The sequence below is a fragment of the Halosimplex rubrum genome (genome assembly GCF_013415885.1).
GTDB lineage: Archaea > Halobacteriota > Halobacteria > Halobacteriales > Haloarculaceae > Halosimplex > Halosimplex rubrum.
The window spans coordinates 322,289-342,197 of sequence record NZ_CP058910.1 but is presented as its reverse complement, the minus strand read 5'-3'; the positions used below and the strand labels follow the sequence as shown (position 1 = coordinate 342,197).

Genomic DNA, 19,909 nt, shown 5'->3' with positions numbered 1-19,909 from the left:
ATGAGCCAAGCAACAGACACGACCGTTCGCGAGGACGGCGTCATCGAGAGCGTGTCGGGGCCGGTCGTCACGGCCAAGAACCTCGACGCGAAGATGAACGACGTCGTCTACGTCGGCGAAGAGGGACTGATGGGCGAGGTCATCGAGATCGAGGGAGCGATTACGACGATCCAGGTCTACGAGGAGACCTCCGCGGTCGCCCCGGGCGAACCCGTCGAAGGGACGGGCTCGCCGCTGTCGGTCGACCTCGGGCCGGGCATGCTGGACTCCATCTACGACGGCGTCCAGCGCCCGCTCGACGTCCTCGAAGACAAGATGGGGTCGGCGTTCCTCGACCGGGGCGTCGACGCCCCCGGTATCGACCTCGAGAAGACCTGGGAGTTCACCCCCGAAGTCTCCGAGGGCGACGAGGTCGAGGCCGGCGACATCGTCGGCGTCGTCCCCGAGACGCCCAGTATCGACCACAAGGTGATGGTGCCGCCCGACTACGAGGGCGGCGAAGTCGTCGCCATCGAGTCGGGCAACTTCACCGTCGAGGAGACGGTCGCCGAACTCGACAACGGCGAGGAAGTCCAGATGCGCCAGGAGTGGCCGGTCCGCTCGGCCCGACCGACCGAGGACAAGCAGACGCCGACGGAGCCGCTCACGTCGGGCCAGCGCATCCTCGACGGCCTGTTCCCGCTCGCGAAGGGCGGGACGGCCGCGATCCCGGGGCCGTTCGGCTCCGGCAAGACCGTCACCCAGCAGTCCCTGGCGAAATTCGCCGACGCCGACATCGTCGTCTACATCGGCTGTGGCGAGCGGGGCAACGAGATGACGGAGGTCATCGACGACTTCCCGGAGCTTCCGGACCCCCAGACCGGCAACGCGCTGATGGCCCGGACCTGCCTCATCGCCAACACCTCGAACATGCCCGTCGCCGCCCGAGAGTCCTGCGTGTACACGGGGATCACCATCGCGGAGCACTACCGCGACATGGGCTACGACGTGGCGCTGATGGCCGACTCCACCTCGCGGTGGGCCGAGGCCATGCGCGAGATCTCCTCGCGCCTCGAGGAGATGCCCGGCGAGGAGGGCTACCCCGCGTACCTGGCCGCCCGCCTGTCGCAGTTCTACGAGCGGGCCGGCTACTTCGACAACATCAACGGCACCGAGGGCTCCATCTCGGCGATCGGGGCCGTCTCGCCGCCCGGCGGTGACTTCTCCGAGCCGGTCACCCAGAACACGCTGCGCATCGTCAAGACGTTCTGGGCGCTGGACTCTGACCTGGCGGAGAAACGTCACTTCCCGGCGATCGACTGGAACGATTCGTACTCGCTGTACCGGGACCAGCTGGACCCGTGGTTCGAGGACAACGTCGCCGACGACTGGCCCGAGCAGCGCCAGTGGGCGATCGACATCCTCGACGAGGACGGCGAACTGCAGGAGGTCGTCCAGCTCGTCGGCAAGGACGCCCTGCCCGAAGACCAGCAGCTGACGCTGGAAGTCGCCCGCTTCATCAAGGAGGCGTGGCTCCAGCAGAACGCGCTGCACGACGTCGACCGCTACTGCCCGCCGGAGAAGACCTACCGGATCCTCGGCGCGATCCGGACGTTCAACGACGAGGCGATCGACGCCCTCGACGCGGGCGTCCCGATCGACGAGATCACGGGCATCGACGCCGCGCCGCGCCTGAACCGCATCGGCACGACGCCCGACGACGAGGTCGACGAGTTCGTCGACGACCTCGAAGACGACATCGCGGAACAACTGCGCTCCCTGTACTAACGATGAAAGAATACCAGACAATCACGGAAATCAGCGGCCCGCTGGTCCACGTCGAGACCGACGAGCCGATCGGCTACGACGAGATCGTCGAGATCGAGACCGGCGACGGCGAGACCCGCCGCGGTCAGGTGCTCGACTCCTCGTCGGACCACGTCGCCATCCAGGTGTTCGAAGGCACCGAAGGCATCGACACGGACTCGTCGGTCCGGTTCCTCGGCGAGACGATGAAGATGCCCGTCACCGAGGACCTGCTCGGACGGGTGCTGGACGGCTCCGGGAACCCGATCGACGGCGGCCCGGACATCGTCCCCGACGAGCGACGCGACATCGTCGGCGAAGCGATCAACCCCTACTCCCGGGAGTACCCCGAGGACTTCATCCAGACGGGCGTGTCGGCCATCGACGGCATGAACACGCTCGTCCGCGGCCAGAAGCTCCCGATCTTCTCGGGGTCGGGCCTGCCGCACAACGACCTGGCCCTGCAGATCGCCCGTCAGGCCTCCGTCCCGGAGGAAGAGGGCGACGGCGGCGACGACGAGGACACCGAGTTCGCGGTGATCTTCGGCGCGATGGGTATCACCGCCGAGGAGGCCAACGAGTTCATGGACGACTTCGAGCGCACGGGCGCGCTCGAACGCTCGGTCGTCTTCATGAACCTCGCGGACGACCCCGCCGTCGAGCGGACGGTCACGCCGCGACTGGCCCTGACCACCGCCGAGTACCTCGCCTTCGACAAGGGCTATCACGTCCTGGTCATCCTGACGGACATGACCAACTACTGTGAGGCGCTGCGCGAGATCGGCGCCGCGCGCGAGGAGGTCCCGGGCCGTCGTGGCTACCCGGGGTACATGTACACCGACCTCGCCCAGCTCTACGAGCGGGCCGGCCGAATCAAGGGTCAGGAGGGCTCCATCACGCAGATCCCGATCCTGACGATGCCCTCGGACGACATCACCCACCCGATCCCGGACCTGACGGGGTACATCACGGAGGGGCAGATTCTCGTCGACCGCGACCTCAACAGCCAGGGCATCCAGCCGCCGATCGACCCGCTGCCGTCGCTGTCGCGCCTGATGGACGACGGGATCGGCGAGGGACTCACTCGCGGCGACCACGGTGGCGTCTCCGACCAGCTGTACGCCGCCTACGCGGAGGGTGAGGACCTGCGCGACCTCGTGAACATCGTCGGTCGCGAGGCGCTCTCGGAGCGCGACAACAAGTACCTCGACTTCGCCGAGGAGTTCGAGGAGGAGTTCATCGAGCAGGGGTACGGCACCGACCGCGACATCGACGACACGCTGGACATCGGCTGGGATCTGCTCTCGATGCTCCCGAAAGAGGAGCTCAACCGCATCGACGAGGAGAACATCGACGAGTACTACCGCGAGGACGTCGAGGCCGAAGTCGCCGCCGACTGACGCGCTCGCCGACGCACTTTTTCGGGTCGCCGCTCGCCCAGTGGCGAGACCGCACTCGAGGGGACCGGGTTGCGGTCGGGGGCGGGCCACGGTTCCGCGCGAGGACAACGCTCTTGGCGGCCCGACCGGTACTCCGGGACATGACTCGCTCCACTGCGGGGCCGCGGGTCCTCTACGTCGACCCCGACGACGAGCGCGCGGCGCCGGTCGTCGACGCGCTCCGCGACGCGGGCTACACGCCCGAGCGCGCCAGGGACGCGGCGGCGGCGCTGGACGCGGTCGCCACCGACCCCCCGGCCGCCGTCGTCAGCGAGCGGCGGCTGCCCGACGGGTCGGGGCTGGACCTGCTGGCCGACGTTCGCGACCGGACCGAGGACCTACCATTTCTCGTCTTCACCGCGGTCGGCGACGAACACCTGGCCAGCGACGCCATCGCCGCCGGAGTGACCGACTACGTGCCCCGCGACCCGCCGGAGAAGCAACTGGGCGCGCTGGTCGACGCCCTCGACGCGGCGATCGAGGCGGGCGACCGCCGCTTTGCCGAAGTCACCGAGGAGCTGAAAGACCGGGCGATGGACGAGGCGCCGGTGGGGATCACGATCGCCGACGGGAAACGGCGGGACACGCCGCTGATCTACATCAACGAGGCCTTCGAGGAGCTGACCGGCTACGAGACGGCCGACGTGCTGGGTCGCAACTGCAACTTCATGCAGGGCGACGACTCGGCGGAGTCGGAGATCGCCGCGATGGCGACGGCGATCGACGCGGGCGAGCCCGTCACCGCCGAACTGGTCAACTACACCGACGACGGCGAGCGCTTCTGGAACCGCGTCCACATCGCGCCGGTCCGCGATTCGACCGGCGAGGTGACCCACTACGTGGGGTTCCAGGAGGACGTAACCGAGCGCGTCGAGGCCGAGCGGGAGGCCCAGCGCCAGGCCGAGCGGGCCAGGGCCGAGCGCGAGAAAGTCGAGGCGCTGCTCGACCGGCTGGACGGGCTGGTGACGGACGTGACGAGCGAACTGCTGAGCGCGGGGAGCCGCTCGGCGGTCGAGCGGGCGGTGGCCGACCGGCTGGTCGAGACCGAGGAGTACGCGCTGGCGTGGGTCGGCGAGGCCGAGCCCGCGACCGACACCATCCGTCCGGGGACGTGGGCGGGCGTCGCGGACCCGCCGGATATCGACCTCCCGACGGACGGCGAGGACCCGGCGGCGAGGGCGGCCCGGACCGGCGACGCGCAGTTCGTCGTCGCCGACGCGGTCCCGTCGGTCTACGACGGGCTGGTCGACGGCGGGGCGGGCGGGCTGGCCGCCCTGCCGCTGCAGTACGGCGACGTGAGCTACGGCGTCCTCGTCGTCGGCCTCCGGACCGGCGCCGACCTGCCCGAGCCCGAACAGCGCGTGCTCGCGGCGGTCGCACAGTCGACCGCGATGGCGCTGCACGCCCTGACCTCCCAGCGGCTGCTCGGCTCGGACGACGTGACGGAGCTGGCGTTCTCGCTGACCGGCGAGGACCCCTTTTTCGTCGGGCTCTCGGCCGCCCTCGACGCCGAGTTCGTCCACACCGGCACCGTCACGCGCGAGGCCGGGGCGACGACGTTCTTCTTCGAGACGGACGCCGAGCCGGAGGCGGTCGTCGAGGCCGCGAGCGCCCGCGAGGACGTGACCGCGTGTACGCCGGTGACGACGAGCGACGGGCGCTCGGTCGTCGAGTTCACCGTGGGGGAGTCGCCGCTGGTCGACCTCCTGGTCGACCGGGGCGGACGGGTCGCCGCGATGTCGGCGGCGGGCGGCACCGGCGACCTGACCGTCGAGATCCCCCCGGAGGCCCAGCCGCGGACGGTCGTCGAGGTCGTCGAGGACCGGATCGACGGCGCGGACCTGTCGGCCTACCGCGAGCACGAGCGCCCGGCCGAGAGCCGCCAGGACGTGCGCGCTCGCATCGACGACCGGCTCACCGACCGCCAGTCGACCGCGCTCCAGACCGCCATCGTCGGCGGCTTCTTCGAGTGGCCCCGCGAGACCAACGGGGAAGATCTCGCCGCCGCCATGGACATCGGCCGCTCGACGTTCCACCAGCACCTCCGGGCCGCCCAGCGGAAGGTCTTCGAAGAACTGTACGGGTAGCCATCGCTCGCACACACGGCTGTTTTTATACCGGAGACGCAGCCGAATGCGTCCCGCCGTCGGCATCGGAATCGACCCGGATTTAGCGATCGGGCGAGTGACGACGATTGAGCCCTCTTCTAGAGAGTGTTTGTGACTCTCACGCGCAGTTGTCACGGCTCTCCAACTAGTTGGGTATCTTTCTTTTGGGGCAAAAATCCCCAGTGTCTACTGTAGTCATGCCATCACCAGGGAGCGAACAAATTTGGCTGTGGATCGGGACGATAGGGATGTTCCTGGGTATGCTGTACTTCATCGCCCGCGGTTGGGGCGAGGAGGACCAGAAGCGCCAGGAATTCTACATCGTGACGATACTGATCACGGCGATCGCGGGGGTGAACTACCTCGCGATGGCCACCGGCTTCGGGCTGACGACGGTCACCGTCGCCGGCGAGGAGCTCAGCATCTACTGGGCGCGGTACACCGATTGGTTGTTCACGACGCCGCTGTTGCTGATCGACCTGGGACTGTTGGCGCGGGCCAACCGCAACCAGCTGACGACGCTGGTCAGCCTCGACGCGCTGATGATCGGTACCGGCGCGATCGCGACGCTGGCCGGCGGGAACTTCGTGGCGGCCGGCCTCGACGACGGCGCCCGCCGGCTGGTCTGGTGGGGTATCAGCACCGGCTTCCTGCTGGTGTTGCTGTATTTCCTGTTCGGGACGCTCACCGAGCAGGCCCAGGAGCTGGGTAGCGACGTCGGTGCGAAGTTCGCACAGTTACGCAACCTGATCGTCGCGGTCTGGCTGGTCTACCCGGTGTGGTGGCTGGCCGGTACCGAGGGGCTGGGGCTGCTCCCCGAAGTCAGCGGGAGCGTCCTGTTCGTCGAGACAGCCGGGTTCATGGTACTCGACCTGGTCGCGAAGGTCGGCTTCGGGTTCCTGCTGCTGTCGAGCCGGCAGGTCCTCGACGACGTGTCCGCCGCGAGCGGCACCGGCGCGGCCGCGACCGCCGACGACTGACGACGAGCCGCTACGGCGACCGAACGCGGTCGCCGCGCACCGAGCCGCAGCCGACACGACGCCGCTCGACGTCGACCTGGTGGTAGCCGAGCCGGCCCGCCCCCGCGGGCCGTCGTCGCAGCCGAACAGTATCACGGCCGAGAATCGGCCCGAACCGACTACGGTCGCGGTTTCCGGAGATCGACTCGATGAGCTCGTTGACTTACGTCCAGTTCCACGCGCTGTACGTGTTGCCCGTCCTAGCGGCGCTGACGGCGACGGCTCACCACCGTCGCGACAGTGTCAACTGGCGGGTCGGCGCGGCGGGACTGGCGGTCGTGACGGTGCTCGCGGTCGCCTACACGATGCCGTGGGACCGCCTGCTCATCTCGATGGGCGTGTGGTCCTACGGCTCGGGGACGGTCGCGGGTCGCCTGTGGGGTGTCCCCTACGAGGAGATCGCCTTCTTCGTCCTCCAGCCCGCGCTCACGACGCTGTGGACGCTGCACGTCGCCGGCCCGATCCTCGAAGGCGTCACCCACACGCGGCGCGAGCGCCTCCTCGGGGCCGCGGCGGGCCTCGCCGTCGGCGCCGTCGGACTCCTCGCGCTGACCGCGCCGGCGACGACGTATCTCGGCGCGATCCTCGCGTGGGCGGGTCCGGTGCTGGCGCTGCAGTGGGCGGTCGGCTGGCGGTATCTCTGGGGCGCCCGCGCCCGCGTCGCCGTCGCCGTGATGGTCCCGTCGGCGTACCTCTGGGCGGTCGACCGCCTGGCCATCCAGGCGGGCGTGTGGACCATCGCCGACACCTACACCACGGGACTGGCGGTCGCCGGCCTCCCGGTCGAGGAGATGCTGTTTTTCGTCGTGACGAACTGCTTCGTCGTCCAGGGAGTCGTCCTGTTCCGCTGGGTGGTCCACCGATGGCGCTAGCCCGCGACCGGGCCGACGACCGCGTCCCGCCGGCCGCCCGCGCGCCCCTGCGCGCGCTCGCGGTCTGGATACCGTGGATCCCCGTCGCCGCCGCGACGCTCGCGTTCGCCGGCGGCCTGTCGGTCCCGCCGACGTGGCGCTACGCCCCGCTGGTCGTCAGCGTCGTCGCCTTCGGCCTGCCCCACGGCGCCGTCGACTGGGCGGCGCTCCCCCGGGCGGCGACCGGGCGACTCGCCCCCCGGTGGCTCGCGGTCGTCGGCGTCGTCTACCTGCTCGGCGGCGGCGCCTACGCCGTCGCGTGGTTCACGGTACCGCTGGCCGCCGCGGTCGCCTTCCTCGCGCTGACGTGGTTCCACTGGGGCCAGGGCGAGATCCACCCGCTCCGGGAACTGCTGGACGCCGACCACCTCGACGCGCGGTGGCGGCGCGCGCTGACGCTGGCCGTCCGCGGCGCGCTGCCGATGGGCGTCCCGCTGCTCGCCTTCCCGGACCGCTACCGCGCGGTCCTGACCTCCTTCGTCGCCCCCTTCGGCGGGTCGGTGCCCGCCTGGCCGTTTACGACCGACGCGCGGCTGGCGCTCGGCGCGGCGCTGGCGGCGCTGACGCTCGCGACACTCGCGGTCGGCTATCGGGCGGCCGGCCACCGACGCGGGTGGGCGGTCGACGCCGGCGAAACGCTCCTCCTGTGGGCCTACTTCCTCGTCGTCCCGCCCGTGTTCGCCGTCGGGCTGTACTTCTGTTGCTGGCACGCCCCCCGTCACGTCGCGCGCGTCCTCACGCTGGACGACCGGGCGGTCGCCGCGCTCGAAGGCGGCCGGCTCGCGCCCGCGCTCGGCCGGTTCGCCCGAGAGGCCGCACTCCCGACGCTCGTCGCGCTGGTCGGCTGTGGGGCACTGTGGTGGGCGGCGCCGGCGCCCGAACCCACGCTGGCGGGTGCGACCGGCGTCTACCTCGTGGCTATCGCCGTGCTGACGCTGCCCCACGTGGTCGTCGTGACGTGGCTCGACCGGATCGCGGGGTACTGGTAGCGAGGCGCGACCGGAGTGCCATCGCTCGTTCGGCGGCGCTCGTTCCGTTCGACCCCGCGGCTCACGGCGCTTCGCGCCGTTCGCTTCCTGAGGTCTCGCTACGCTCGACCTCGCTCCGACTGAAAACGGTTAACTGCCTACGCCGACAACCGGGGATCAAATGGCCGAGGACGTCAAACCCACTCGCAAGGAGCTCATGCGGATCGAGGAGCGCATCGAGCTCTCCGAGCGCGGGCACGACACGCTGGAGCAGAAACGCGACGGCCTCATCATGGAGTTCATGGACATCCTCGACGAGGCCCAGGACGTTCGCGCGGACCTCGACGAGAAGTACGAGGAGGCCCAGAACGCGATCAACATGGCCCGCGCGCTCGACGGCGACGTCGCAGTGCGGGGCGCGGCCGCCGCGCTCAAGGAACACCCCGAGCTGACCACCGAGTCCAAGAGCGTCATGGGCGTCTACATCCCCCAGATCGACTCGACGAAGGTCTCCAAGAGTCTCGACGAGCGGGGCTACGGCGTCCTCGGCACTAGCGCCCGCATCGACGAGGCCGCCGAGGCCTACGAGGAGCTGCTCGACCAGATCATCCTCGCCGCCGAGGTCGAGACGGCGATGAAGAAGATGCTCGACGAGATCGAGACCACCAAACGGCGCGTCAACGCCCTGGAGTTCAAGCTGCTGCCCGAACTGCGTGCCAACGAGGAGTACATCGAGCAGAAGCTCGAGGAGCAGGAGCGCGAGGAAATCTTCCGCATGAAGAAGATCAAAGACAAGAAGGAACGCGAGGAGGCCGCCGAAGAAGCCGAGGAGGAGGAAGACGAAGCAGAGCAGGCCGTCCCGGCCGACGACTGAGGCCGCCGCCCACCCGTTTTCCAGCGCCGTCTCCGTTCTCTCCCCCGGCAGCGTTTAGTCACGCCCGCGCGCACGCACGAACGTGACCTGTCCCGACTGCGGCGCGCCGACGCTCGCCTTCGCCGTCCCCGAGCAGTACCGCGACGCCCTGCCCGGCGAGAGCCCCGGCGCCGAGATCTGCACCCGCTGTCTCGTCCTTCGACCGGTCGCCGACCCGCCCGCCGAGGTGCCCGACTTCACGACGGTCGGCGACGCCGTCCCGTCGAACGACGAGGCGGCGGTCCCGTTCGTGCTCATGGTCGGGCTGATCCCGTCGCTGGCGACCAACCGCGCGGAGATCTCCGAGCTACTGGCGAGCGTCGAGCGCGCCGGTACCGACCCGCTACTCGCGCTCGACCGCCTCGCCGACGACCCGAGCGTCGACGCCGAGGCGGACCTGCGGGCGCGCCGACGGCAGCTCGAACAGTTGCTGTGACCGTGCTGTCCGGCGATCCAACCCCTGGTAGGCCATGCTTTCCGCTCGCTCTCCCCGGACGCCTACTCTGTTAGGTACACCGCATTTACATCACGGGGTCGTACTAGATATCGCGGCATCGACGCCAGGTGCCGCCGCGACGACACGTAGGACCCGTCGTCGTCTCCCCCCAATCCCCCCTAACCACCAGCACCCATTTCGCGTCGCCGGTGGTGGCCCGACGGAGGCACTCCCCCCCCCGCCTCCCGGGTACGCCGGCGACACTCTCTCTCTCGCTCGATACCGACCGGTTACTCGCGAGTCGCTCGACCGTCGGCCGTCCGCGGACGGCACCGCGGCTGGTCGGTCGGAAAATCGACGGAGAACCGGTGAGCGACGCGGGATCTAGACGCCAGTGGAGTACCGCAGGATGCCGGCGATGCCACCGAACGCCGAGAGGAGCTGTTCGCCCTTCTCGAAGTCCGTCGAGACGAAGTAGGTCTCGGTGCCGCGCTGGTCGGCGAGCGTCATGAGGTGGTCGATGGCGTCCTCGCGCTCGCCGTCCATCTCCTCGCCGCAGCGATCACAGGCCCGGTCGTCGTCGAGGCTCTCGGTCTGTCCGAGCAGTTCCCGCTCGGTGTGGCCCTCCGGACAGTCGTAGATAGCCACGTCCTGACGGAGGTCCTCGCTGAGCAGCAGCGTCTCGACGGCGCCCATGTTGAGGTTCTCGCGGGTGGGACCGAAGCCGTAGGTCGCCTGGTCGCCGTCGTGGAGTTCGTCGAAGAACTGCTCCATGTACTTCTTGTCCTGGAGCATCTCGTGCTCGTCGAGCACGTCCTGGGCGGCGTCGACGAGGTCGTGCAGGCCGGACTCGTCGGTGTAAGCCACGTCGAACTTCCCGAGGACCATGTCGCCGAGTTCGTGGTGGAGGTAGTCGCCGTCGAGGAACTCGTCTTTGGTCGGCGAGGGGCCGCCGACGAGGATGCCGTCCATCTCGTGGCGTTCGTCGACGAAGAGGTCGTTGGCCATCCCCGCGACCTCCTGGTAGAAGTTGTCGATCGCTTCGAGGCGCAGTCGGGCGAATCGCTGGGCGGACTGACCACCTTTGCGCTGCTTGCCCGGCACGAGCGAGGAGGCGGACTTGACGGGCTCGACGCGCTTGCCGCGCAGCCAGCCGACGTTGGCCTCGCGTCGGTCGAGGACGATCAGGCCGAACAGGCCCTTGTCGGCGAGCATCTCCTCGAGCGGTTCGGTGAGGAAATCGGAGTCGCAGTGGTAACGGAACGACTCGATGGGCTGGGGCGGGCTCTCCAGCGTGCGGGTGATCATCTCCGAGCGGCCGCCGCCGGTGTCGATCGACCCCGAGAAGACGACCATCCCATTGTCCGGCGGGTAGGTGTCGTAGTAGCGCAGCCGGTCCTTGATGGAGGTCAGGGCGTCCTGGACGGCCGTGCGGGTGTCCTTGGACTTGATGTTGGCCGCCTCGCTGTGCTCCTGGGTGACGTGGGCGACGACGCTGCTGACCTGGCGGTCCTCCGGGATGTAGATCGAGACCAGTTGCGTCCCCGACCCGCTGTAGCCCTTGAGCTCCTCGATGACCTTGCGGAACTCGTATTTCTGTTTGTCCGACTGTTCCTGTTGCTCACTCATTGTCCATGGTTCGGGCGCTCGGGGCTAAGTAAGTGTTGACCTCTCCGGGCGGCGGCCGCGATCCACCTCTCGAAGGCCTCGCGACCGCCTGTAACCGACCGACGAGCGTCCGACGAGCGTCGGAACGGACGGCGGCTTTATGTGGTCCCCGTGATTTGACCTAGCACAATGGCGGGCTACGTCTGTACAGTTGCCGGTGGGAAAGGTGGAGTCGGCAAGACGACGACCGCGGTCAACGTCGCGGCGGCCATGGAGGAGGAGGGCTACGACGTGGTCGTCGTCGACGCCGATCTGGGAATGGCGAACCTCGGTGCGATGCTCGGCGTCGAGCCGGAGACCAGCATTCACCAGGTCCTCGCCGGCGGTCGCGCCGTCAGCGACGCGCTCACCGACGTGCAGGGCGGGATCACGATCATCCCCGGCGAGCAGAGCCTGGAGGCGTTCGCCGACGCCGACCCCGCGAAGCTCAAGAAGGTCATCAAGACGCTGCGCAACGCCTACGACGTGGTCCTCATCGACACCGGCGCCGGCCTCAGCCACGAGACGACCGTCCCCCTCGGCCTCGCGGACGGCGTCGTCCTCATCACGACGCCCGACGACGTGGCCGTCGGCGACGCGATCAAGACGGCCGAACTCGCCGAGCGGGTCGACGGCGAGGTCATCGGCACCGTCCTCAACCGGACGACCACCGAGACCGACGTGGAGGCCATCGCCGACCGCTTCGACTCGAAGCTGCTCGCGGTGGTCCCCGACGACATCGAGGCGACCGCCGACGAGCCGCTCGTGCTCAACGCCCCGCCCAGCCCCGCCGCCGACGCCTACGTGCGGCTGACCGAGCACCTGATCGGCATCTTCTTCGAAGGCACGGAGATCGACGAGATCGAGACCGCCGTCGACCGCGACTGGTTCGTCGACGACGAGGACGACGAGGACGAAGACGACGACTCGGGCGGCCGCTTCGGGCTGTTCGGCTGACGGCAGGTTATTAGTCGCGGGCGCTCGAACGCCCGTCCAGAGCCGCGCACGCGGCTCTGGATTGGTCCATGCAACTCGACGACTTCGTCAGCGAGAACGCCCCCGACGAGGGCGGCGACTCGTTCCAACTGGAGAACAGCAAGCTGCTCGACATCGCGGTCGACGGCTCGGTGATGACCAAGGCCGGCGCGATGGTCGCCTACGAGGGCGACCTCTCGTTCACCGGCAAGTCCTCCGCAGAGGGCGGGCTCACCGGCTTCATCAAGGAGGCCGCCTCCAGCGAGGGGACGCCCGTGATGGAGGTCGAAGGCCGGGGCCACGTCTACGTGGCCGACCGGGAGAAGCGGATCCAGCTCCTCGACCTCGACGCCGGCGAGTCCATCTCGGTCAACGGCGAGGACGTGCTCGCCTTCGGGGCCGACGTGGACTACGAGATCAACACGATCGGCAGCATCGGCGGCGCCTCCGCCGCCGGGCTGACCAACGTCTTCCTCTCCGGACCGGGCACGGTCGCGGTCACGACTCACGGCGACCCGCTCGTGCTGGAGCCGCCGGTGCGGACCGACCCCGACGCGACCGTCGCCTGGAGCGCGAACCTCTCGCCGGGCATCGAGACCGACCGCAGCCTCAGCGACGCGATCGGCCAGTCCTCCGGCGAGACCTACCAGCTCGACTTCGAGGGGTCGGACGGCTTCGTCGTCGTCCAGCCCTACGAGGAAGGCCCGGGCGGGCAGTGACGCCCCGGCGATAGACACGAACGGGGCCGACCGAGATCGCCCCGGCGACAGACACGTCGCGGGAGCCGCCGGGCTCGCCCCGGCGGCATTCGTCATTCCTATATCCGCCGCTCGAAAACCGGGAGGTATGTATCTCTCCCTGCGCTCGGAGGTCGAGGACGCCCTGCAGGCGGCGCTCTCGGCCCTCGACCTGCCGACCGAGGACCTGGGCATCGAGCGCCCGCCCGAGGACGTCGACGCCGCCGTCGCCTCCAGCGTCGCCTTCCGCCTGGCGGGCGAGGTGGGCGCGCCGCCGCCGAAGGTGGCCGCCGACGTGGCGAGCGAGATCGACCCCGCCGGCTACGACTATCTGGGCCGCGTCGACACCCAGGGACCGTACATCAACTTCTTCCCGGCCGACCGCTACGTCGCCGACACCGTCGAGCGCGCCCAGTCGGCCGAGTACGGCCGGCTCGACGACCGCGACACCTCCGTCGTCGTCGAACACACCAGCGCGAACCCGACCGGCCCGGTCCACGTCGGTCGCGCCCGCAACCCCATCGTCGGCGACGCGCTCGCCCGCGTGCTCGACTTCGCCGGCTACGACGTGGACACCCACTACTACGTCAACGACGCCGGCCGCCAGGTCGCCGTGTTCACCTGGGCCTACGAGACCTTCGACGAGTCCGACCTGCCCGAGCCCGACCGCGACAAATCCGACTACGAACTCGTCCGCTACTACCGCAAAGGCAACGCCTACCTCGAAGACGCCGACGACGAGGACGCCGAGGCCGCCGAAGCGGAGATCGAGGCCATCATGCAGGGGCTCGAAGCCGGCGACGAGGAAACTTACGAGCGGGTCGGCGAGGTCGTCGACGGCGTGCTCGACGGGATGACCCAGACCCTGGAACGACTCCCCGCGGAGTTCGACGAGTTCGTCAAGGAGACGCGGTTCATGCGCTCGGGCGCGACCGACGACGTGGTCGAGCGCCTGCAGGACCTCGACGAGGCCGTCTACGAGGACGAGGCCTGGCAGCTCGATCTGTCCGACCACGGCTTCGAGAAGAACCTCGTCTTCCTGCGCTCGGACGACACCACCCTCTACACGACCCGCGACATCGCCCACCACGAGTGGAAGTTCGAGAACTACGACCGCGCCGTCACCGTCATCGGCGAGGACCACAAGCTCACCTTCGAGCAGCTCAACGAGACGCTTGAACTGCTGGGCCACGACACCGACCGGCTCGACCAGGTGTTCTACTCGTGGGTGAACCTCCCCGGCGGCGAGGGGATGTCCACCCGCGAGGGGACCGGCGTCGACCTCGACGACCTGCTCGACGAGGCCATCGACCGCGCGCGGAGCGAGGTCGAGGACCGGCTGGACGACCGCCTGCGCGACGACGACCTCGACAGCGAGGACGTGGAACGCATCGCCGAACAGGTCGGGACCGGCGCCGTGCGCTACGACATCGTCTCCAAGCAACCCACCAAGTCGATCACCTTCGAGTGGGAGCGCGCGCTGGACTTCGAGGCCCAGTCGGCGCCGTACGTCCAGTACGTCCACGCCCGGGCCTGCGGCATCCTCGGCGAGGCCGAGGGCGAGGGGCTCGAAACGGCCGAGAGTATCGATCCGGACCTGCTCGCCACCGACGCCGAGCGCGACCTCCTGCGGACGGTCGCCCGCTTCCCCGCGGTCGTCGAGGAGGCCGCCGAGGAGCTCGAACCCCACCGCGTCGCCACCTACACCCGTAGCTTCGCCGAGCAGTTCAACGCCTTCTACCGGGAGTGTCCCGTCCTGACCGCCGAGGACGAGGCGACCCGCCGCGCCCGGCTCGCGCTGGTCGCCGCCGCCCGCGAGACCGTCGGCAACGCCCTCGGCCTCCTGGGCGTCGCCGCGCCGGACTCGATGTAGGGCGGGACTTCGACGCGGTCCGCGACCGGACGGCTGCGACTCGCTCCCGCTCAGGGCCCGCCGAGCGCGACCAGGACGCCGGCCAGCGTCGCCAGTGCGAGCACGAGAACGACGAGTATCCACCGGCCGGGCACGCCCTCGTCCCCGCCGTCGCGCGCGCTCGTCGCCCGATCACCGCGACGGCGCCGGCTCTCGCGAGGGGCGGTCCAGTCGTTGCCATCGCCGAGTCAATCCACAGCGAACTGACTCATACCTGCTGGCCGGTCGGTACCAATCTGGTTAGGTACGACGCTGACCCCGGCGGGGTCCGTGGATCGAGTGTGAGCGGATTCGCCGCACTCTCGTCGTGGCTGGCGGTCGGGTCGCTGGCGGCGGCGGGTGGGACGTTCGCGCTGGTCGCCTACCTGCGGCGCCACCTCGGCAAGCCGGGGGCCGGCTGGCTCGTCGCGACGCTGGTCGCACAGGGACTGTTCTGTCTGCTGGCCGGCGCGTCGCTGGCCGTCTCGGAGCCGGGTGCCCGGTTCGTCATGGAGTCGCTGACCTGGGCGGCGCTGGCGTGGGTCGGGCCGCTGTTTCTGGCGTTCGCGCTGGAGTACACCGGCCGGAGCGGGCTGCTCGACGGGTGGACGATGGTGCCGGTCGCGGCGCTGACCTCGGTGGTCGTCGCGACGGCGCCGGTCAACGGCGTGGTCCTGCGGGCGTTCCGGATCGACTCCGTCGCTCCCGCGGTGACGGTGAGCTACGCGCTCGAACCGTGGGGGCTGTTCGCGTTCGCTCTCGGGACGGGGACCGCGGGCATCGCGGTGGCCCTGATGGTCGACACCGTGTTGAGCTACGGCCCCCTCTATCGACGCGAGGCCGCCGCCGTCGCGCTCAGCACCGTCACGCCGACGATCGGAGTGGTGATGTGGGCGTTCGGCCTGGGGTCGGACCCCTCGCTGGCGTTCGTCGCGGTGCTGTTCGTCCCCCACGTCCTGCTGGACGCCTACGCGTTCGTCGAGAGCGGGATGTTCGAGACGAACCCGACGACCCGCCGGGCCGCCGACCGCACCGCGATCGACGACATCGGGACGCCCGTGCTCGTGCTCGACCCCGACGCCCGCGTCGTCGACTACAACGACGCCGCCGACCCCCTGCTGGAGGCCGACCGCGAGGGGACGACCCTGCTCGGTACCCCCATCTCGTCGCTGGTCGACGTCGGCGCCGACCCGGCCCCCGACGGCGGTGCCGCCGCCGGGGTCGGTGCGAGTGCGCCCACGAGCGCCGGGCCCGGCGAGGCCGACGAACTCGTCACCGTCCGCTCGGGCGGGCGCCGTCGGGAGTTCCTCGTCTCGCGGTCGACGCTGACCGACCCGAAGGGCGCGACCGTCGGGACGACGCTCGTCTTCCAGGACGTGACCCGCGAGCGCCGGCGCGAGCAACGGCTCGACGTGCTCAACCGCGTGCTCCGACATAACCTGCGCAACAAGATGACCGCCGTCGCCGGCAACGCCGAACTCATCGCCGACCGGAGCGACGACGAGCGCCTGACCGACATCGCGGACATCATCGACAGCAGCGCCCGCGAACTCATCGACATCGGCGAGAAGGCCCGCACGTTCGAGCAGTGTCGTCGCGACGGGCCGCGTTACCGGACGGTCGACCTCGACGCCGTCCTGACCGACGCGGTCGCCGACTACCGCGGCGCGGCCGCGAGGGTCGACGTGAACGTCGACGGCGACGCGACCCCCGCGACCGACCCGGAACTGCTCCGGATCGTCGTCGCCAACCTTGTCGAAAATTCGGTCGACCACGTCGACGACCCCACGGTCTCCGTGACGGCGACCGCCGACGGAGGCGAGCTCCGGGTGACCGTCGCCGACGACGGCCCCGGAATCCCCGACGGGGAGCTGGCACCGCTCGACGCCGGCACCGAGACCCAGCTCGAACACGCCACCGGTATCGGCCTGTGGGTCGTCCAGTGGAGCGTCGACTCGCTCGGCGGCACCGTCTCCTTCGACACCGACGACGGCACCGTCGTCACCGTCCGCATCCCCGACGGCCCCGGCGGCTTCGGCGCGAAGCCCTCCGACCCCGCGCCGACCGACGCTGATACATAGCTCTCGGTATCACTCCGTACCTCTCGACCGATCGCTATAGCGAACTTAGTCACCGTCTTATCCGCCGCTCCGGTAGCGACGGGTATCTGACGCGACCGAACCAGGGTTCGACGCGTCGAGGGCCACTATGCACGACAGCACGAACGACACCGACACGGCCGGAGAAACGATCGAAACGGGCGACGGAACCGACGGTGCGGAACTCGACGGCCTCGCGGTCGAGACGGCCGTCGAGCGCGTCCGCGCCCGCGAGCCCGACCGCGACCCGGAGACCGTCCGGGCCGCGCTGTCGTTCGCCGCCGCCGACGGCGTCGTCGGCCGCGACGCTCTGGGGGAGTCGCTGAAGCTCACCTCGAAGGTGCTCACGACCGCGGAGACGCGGGTCGAACTCGCCGAGATCGCGCTGGACGACGCCCGAGCGGCCGCCGAGGACGCCCCGGACTTGCCGACCGTCGAGGCTCGCCTGGACGGCTTCGAGGCCGAGGTAGCCGCCGTCGCCGACCGCGCCGCCGCCCTCGGCGAGGAGCTCCAGTCGGTCGTCGACGACCGCGAGGACCCCGCCGCGCGGTTCGCCGTCGCCGACGGCCTCCGCCGGGTCGACGAACGGGCGCGGGCGGTTCAGCGGACCGCCGACGAGATCCAGTTCGATCTGGAGGACTTCGAGCGCTGGCTCGGTGACCACGCCGTCCGCGTCCGCGAACTCGGCGAGGACGTCGACGCGCTCGCGACCTCGCTCGACGACCTGGCGACCGCCGCGGACGCTATCGAGGCGGCGGTCGCGGACGACCCCGAAGCGGCCGGGAGGGACCCGGACGACCCCGCCCGAGTCTGGTTCGACGCGACGCTCAGCCACCGCGCGACCGGCCTCACCGTCGCCGACCTGCGGGCCGAACTCGACGACCTGCAGACGTGGGCCGACCGCGCGGGCGCCGATCCCGTCGACGACGGCGGTCTGGACGACCTGGCCGGTCGGCTCGACGACCTCGACCGTCGCCGCGAGGGGCTGGGCGACCGACTCGACGCGGTCGCCGAGCCCGAGTGGACCGACCGCTTCGGCGAGGCGGTCGCGGCCGTCGAGTCGGGCCTGGCCGACTGCGAACCGCCGGTCGACTGGGGCGTCGTGGGGTCGGTTCTGGAGGAGCACCGCGACGGCCTCGAATCGGGCGCGTAACCGCCGAGCGGTCGACGCGTCTGGATCCCGAGATTCGTCTCGTACGGGCATCTCACCGCCGAATGCGGCGGAAAACGAGACGATGATGTCGAGAAGCGGTTAGTACGGCTGCGAACGTCTCGCGGTCAGACGTTTCGCTCGCGGATAGCGGCGCGGGCGGCCACGTCGGCGACGGCGGCGCCGCGGTCGGCGGTGCGAGTGAGGTGGTCGAGCGCGCGGGCCAGCGCGACGGTGGCGGCCGTCGAGCCGTCGAATGGGGCGGTCGCCTCGTCGAACAGCGCCTCGTCGATGGCCTCGATCTCGGCGACTGCTCGCTCGTGTCCGTCCAGCGCGATCGCGGTCAGGCCCTCGTCGGCGTCGTCGAGGACGGCCGTCGTCGCGTCGTCGACGACCGTCCGGGCGGCTTCGGCGGCCTCGCGGACGTTCTCGGCCACCGGGCCGGGGAGCGGCTCGGGGAGCCGGCGGGCGGCGCGGGCGACGCCGACGCCCCGACGTGCGACCCCCTCCAGCTGACGGGCGGTGACGTAGTAGTCGAACAGCGTCGCGCGGGTGAGCCCGAGGCAGTCGATCTCCTCCAGCGAGACGAGCGACCGCGAGAGGTGGCGGGCGACCATCCGGAAGAGCCGGTCGGCCTCGTCGGCGCGCCCGCGGAGCCGTTCGTAGGCGTCGGCGTCGGCGGCGACGAGCGCGTCCGTCGCGGTGCGGTGGATCGACAGCGCCGTGAACTGCAGCTGGACGACCGACTGGCGGACGGAGACGTTCGCGGCGTCCAGCAGGTGCTGGACGGTGATCTCGCCGTCGTTCTCCACGAGGAGGTCGGTCCCGACGAGGTTCCGGACGACCGAGCGGGCGGCCCGGCGCTGTTCGTCCGTAAACGCGTCGGCCGGTTCGAGCGTGACCGTCTCGAAGCCGACGGCGTGGGCGGCCTGGAGCGCTCGCCGGACCAGCGCGCGCTCGTCGCCGTCGACGGCGACGGTGGCCGTGGCCAGCTCGTCGACGTCCTTCTCGGCGGCGCGGACGACGATCGAGTCGTCGCTGTGGGTACTGAGATACAGCTCCATGCCCGCTTCGAGCTGGTGGTCGTTCGCCCACTCTTTGGGGATCGACACCGTGTACGTGCCGCCGCCGACCTGTTGGAGTTTGCGCGTCTGCATCAGTAGAGCAACTCGGGGTCCGTCTCGATCATGTACAGCGTCCGCGCGGCGACGTTGACCCCGTGGTCGCCGACGCGTTCGAGGTCCCGGATCGTGAGGAGGAGCCGGGACACGTCGTCCAGTACCCGTTCGACCGCCCACGAGTCCTCCCCGGCCTCGCCTTCGAGGAGGTCGCGGACGACCCGTTCGCTGGCGCGCTGGCAGTGGGCGTCGAGTTCGTCGTCGCGAGCGGCGACCGCGCGGCAGGCCTCGGCGTCGCCCGCCTCGTAGGCGTCCAGCGCCGCCGCCACCTGATCGCGGGCGTCGGCGCCGATAGCCCGCACATCCACCTCGTCGGCCGGTCGCTCGGCCGCCAGCGCGTAGCGGCCGAGGTTGGTCGCCAGGTCGGCCACCCGTTCGAGGTCGGTGAGGATCTTGAACGAGGCGGCGACGAACCGGAGATCCGAGGCGACCGGCTGCTGGAGCGCCAGCAGGTCAACGCAGTCGCCTTCCAGTTCGAGATAGCGGTCGTTGATCTCGGCGTCGCCGTCGATCACCGCCTCGGCGAGGTCGTCGTCGCCGGTCTCCAGGGCGGTCAGGCCGTCGTCGAGTTGCGTGAGCGCGTCGTCGCCCAGCGCGCGCACGTCGGCCCGCAGGTCGTCGAGCGACGCCCGGTATCCCTCGCGCGTCACGGC

General features: G+C 70.1%; 16 protein-coding genes. 13 read left to right on the top strand and 3 right to left on the bottom strand.

What is annotated here, in order from left to right; all coding sequences use genetic code 11:
* The 8 genes from HZS55_RS01710 to HZS55_RS01675 all read left to right on the top strand — a co-directional run bounded on the left by HZS55_RS01710 (nt 1) and on the right by HZS55_RS01675 (nt 9,579).
* Nucleotides 1-1,767 carry an ATP synthase subunit A gene (locus HZS55_RS01710; RefSeq protein ID WP_179910041.1) on the top strand — a complete coding sequence of 589 codons (1,767 nt, stop codon included), beginning with the start codon at nt 1-3 and terminating at the stop codon, nt 1,765-1,767.
* A gap of 2 nt (nt 1,768-1,769) precedes the next feature.
* A complete protein-coding gene (locus HZS55_RS01705) occupies nt 1,770-3,185 on the top strand; it encodes an ATP synthase subunit B (RefSeq protein WP_179910040.1) in 1,416 nt (471 codons plus the stop codon).
* Between the two features lie 140 nt (nt 3,186-3,325).
* A complete protein-coding gene (locus HZS55_RS01700; protein ID WP_179910039.1) occupies nt 3,326-5,311 on the top strand; it encodes a bacterio-opsin activator domain-containing protein in 1,986 nt (661 codons plus the stop codon).
* 269 nt (nt 5,312-5,580) lie between these two features.
* The gene (locus tag HZS55_RS01695; protein ID WP_394353547.1) at nt 5,581-6,312 is read left to right on the top strand and encodes a bacteriorhodopsin; all 732 of its coding nucleotides are present in this window, start codon (nt 5,581-5,583) and stop codon (nt 6,310-6,312) included.
* A 188-nt stretch (nt 6,313-6,500) separates the two neighbouring features.
* Nucleotides 6,501-7,223 carry a lycopene cyclase domain-containing protein gene (locus HZS55_RS01690; protein ID WP_179910037.1) on the top strand — a complete coding sequence of 241 codons (723 nt, stop codon included), beginning with the start codon at nt 6,501-6,503 and terminating at the stop codon, nt 7,221-7,223.
* Nucleotides 7,214-8,251, top strand: a complete 1,038-nt coding sequence (locus HZS55_RS01685; RefSeq protein WP_179910036.1) for a Brp/Blh family beta-carotene 15,15'-dioxygenase — start codon at nt 7,214-7,216, stop codon at nt 8,249-8,251. The genes HZS55_RS01690 and HZS55_RS01685 overlap by 10 nt, the downstream gene beginning before the upstream one ends.
* A 160-nt stretch (nt 8,252-8,411) precedes the next feature.
* Nucleotides 8,412-9,104 carry a V-type ATP synthase subunit D gene (locus HZS55_RS01680; RefSeq protein WP_179910035.1) on the top strand — a complete coding sequence of 231 codons (693 nt, stop codon included), beginning with the start codon at nt 8,412-8,414 and terminating at the stop codon, nt 9,102-9,104.
* Between the two features lie 82 nt (nt 9,105-9,186).
* Nucleotides 9,187-9,579, top strand: coding sequence for a DUF6276 family protein (locus tag HZS55_RS01675; RefSeq protein ID WP_179910034.1), 393 nt, complete (start codon nt 9,187-9,189; stop codon nt 9,577-9,579).
* 384 nt (nt 9,580-9,963) lie between these two features.
* On the opposite strand, the gene prf1 is transcribed toward HZS55_RS01675, so the two are convergent.
* The gene (prf1, locus tag HZS55_RS01670; RefSeq protein ID WP_179910033.1) at nt 9,964-11,208 is read right to left on the bottom strand and encodes a peptide chain release factor aRF-1; all 1,245 of its coding nucleotides are present in this window, start codon (nt 11,206-11,208) and stop codon (nt 9,964-9,966) included.
* Between the two features lie 168 nt (nt 11,209-11,376).
* Here prf1 and HZS55_RS01665 point away from each other — a divergent pair, with 168 nt between their 5' ends.
* The 5 genes from HZS55_RS01665 to HZS55_RS01645 all read left to right on the top strand — a co-directional run bounded on the left by HZS55_RS01665 (nt 11,377) and on the right by HZS55_RS01645 (nt 18,081).
* Nucleotides 11,377-12,183 (top strand): MinD/ParA family ATP-binding protein, encoded by an 807-nt coding sequence (locus HZS55_RS01665; protein WP_179910032.1) that lies wholly within the window; start codon nt 11,377-11,379, stop codon nt 12,181-12,183.
* Nucleotides 12,184-12,251: 68 nt separating this feature from the next.
* Nucleotides 12,252-12,920 carry an AIM24 family protein gene (locus HZS55_RS01660; protein WP_179910031.1) on the top strand — a complete coding sequence of 223 codons (669 nt, stop codon included), beginning with the start codon at nt 12,252-12,254 and terminating at the stop codon, nt 12,918-12,920.
* A 127-nt stretch (nt 12,921-13,047) separates the two neighbouring features.
* Nucleotides 13,048-14,811 (top strand): arginine--tRNA ligase, encoded by a 1,764-nt coding sequence (argS, locus tag HZS55_RS01655; RefSeq protein ID WP_179910030.1) that lies wholly within the window; start codon nt 13,048-13,050, stop codon nt 14,809-14,811.
* Nucleotides 14,812-15,131: 320 nt separating this feature from the next.
* On the top strand, nt 15,132-16,910 hold the full coding sequence (locus HZS55_RS01650) for a histidine kinase N-terminal 7TM domain-containing protein (RefSeq protein WP_179910029.1): 1,779 nt from the start codon (nt 15,132-15,134) through the stop codon (nt 16,908-16,910).
* 127 nt (nt 16,911-17,037) lie between these two features.
* The gene (locus HZS55_RS01645) at nt 17,038-18,081 is read left to right on the top strand and encodes a halo transducer protein (RefSeq protein WP_179910028.1); all 1,044 of its coding nucleotides are present in this window, start codon (nt 17,038-17,040) and stop codon (nt 18,079-18,081) included.
* 125 nt (nt 18,082-18,206) lie between these two features.
* Here the strand turns inward: HZS55_RS01645 and HZS55_RS01640 are convergent, their stop codons facing one another.
* Entirely contained in the window at nt 18,207-19,235 is a 1,029-nt protein-coding gene (locus HZS55_RS01640) for an AbrB/MazE/SpoVT family DNA-binding domain-containing protein (RefSeq protein WP_179910027.1), read from the bottom strand.
* A complete protein-coding gene (gene phoU, locus HZS55_RS01635) occupies nt 19,235-19,906 on the bottom strand; it encodes a phosphate signaling complex protein PhoU (protein ID WP_179910026.1) in 672 nt (223 codons plus the stop codon). Before phoU ends, HZS55_RS01640 begins: the two co-directional genes overlap by 1 nt.
* Nucleotides 19,907-19,909 lie beyond the last annotated feature (3 nt).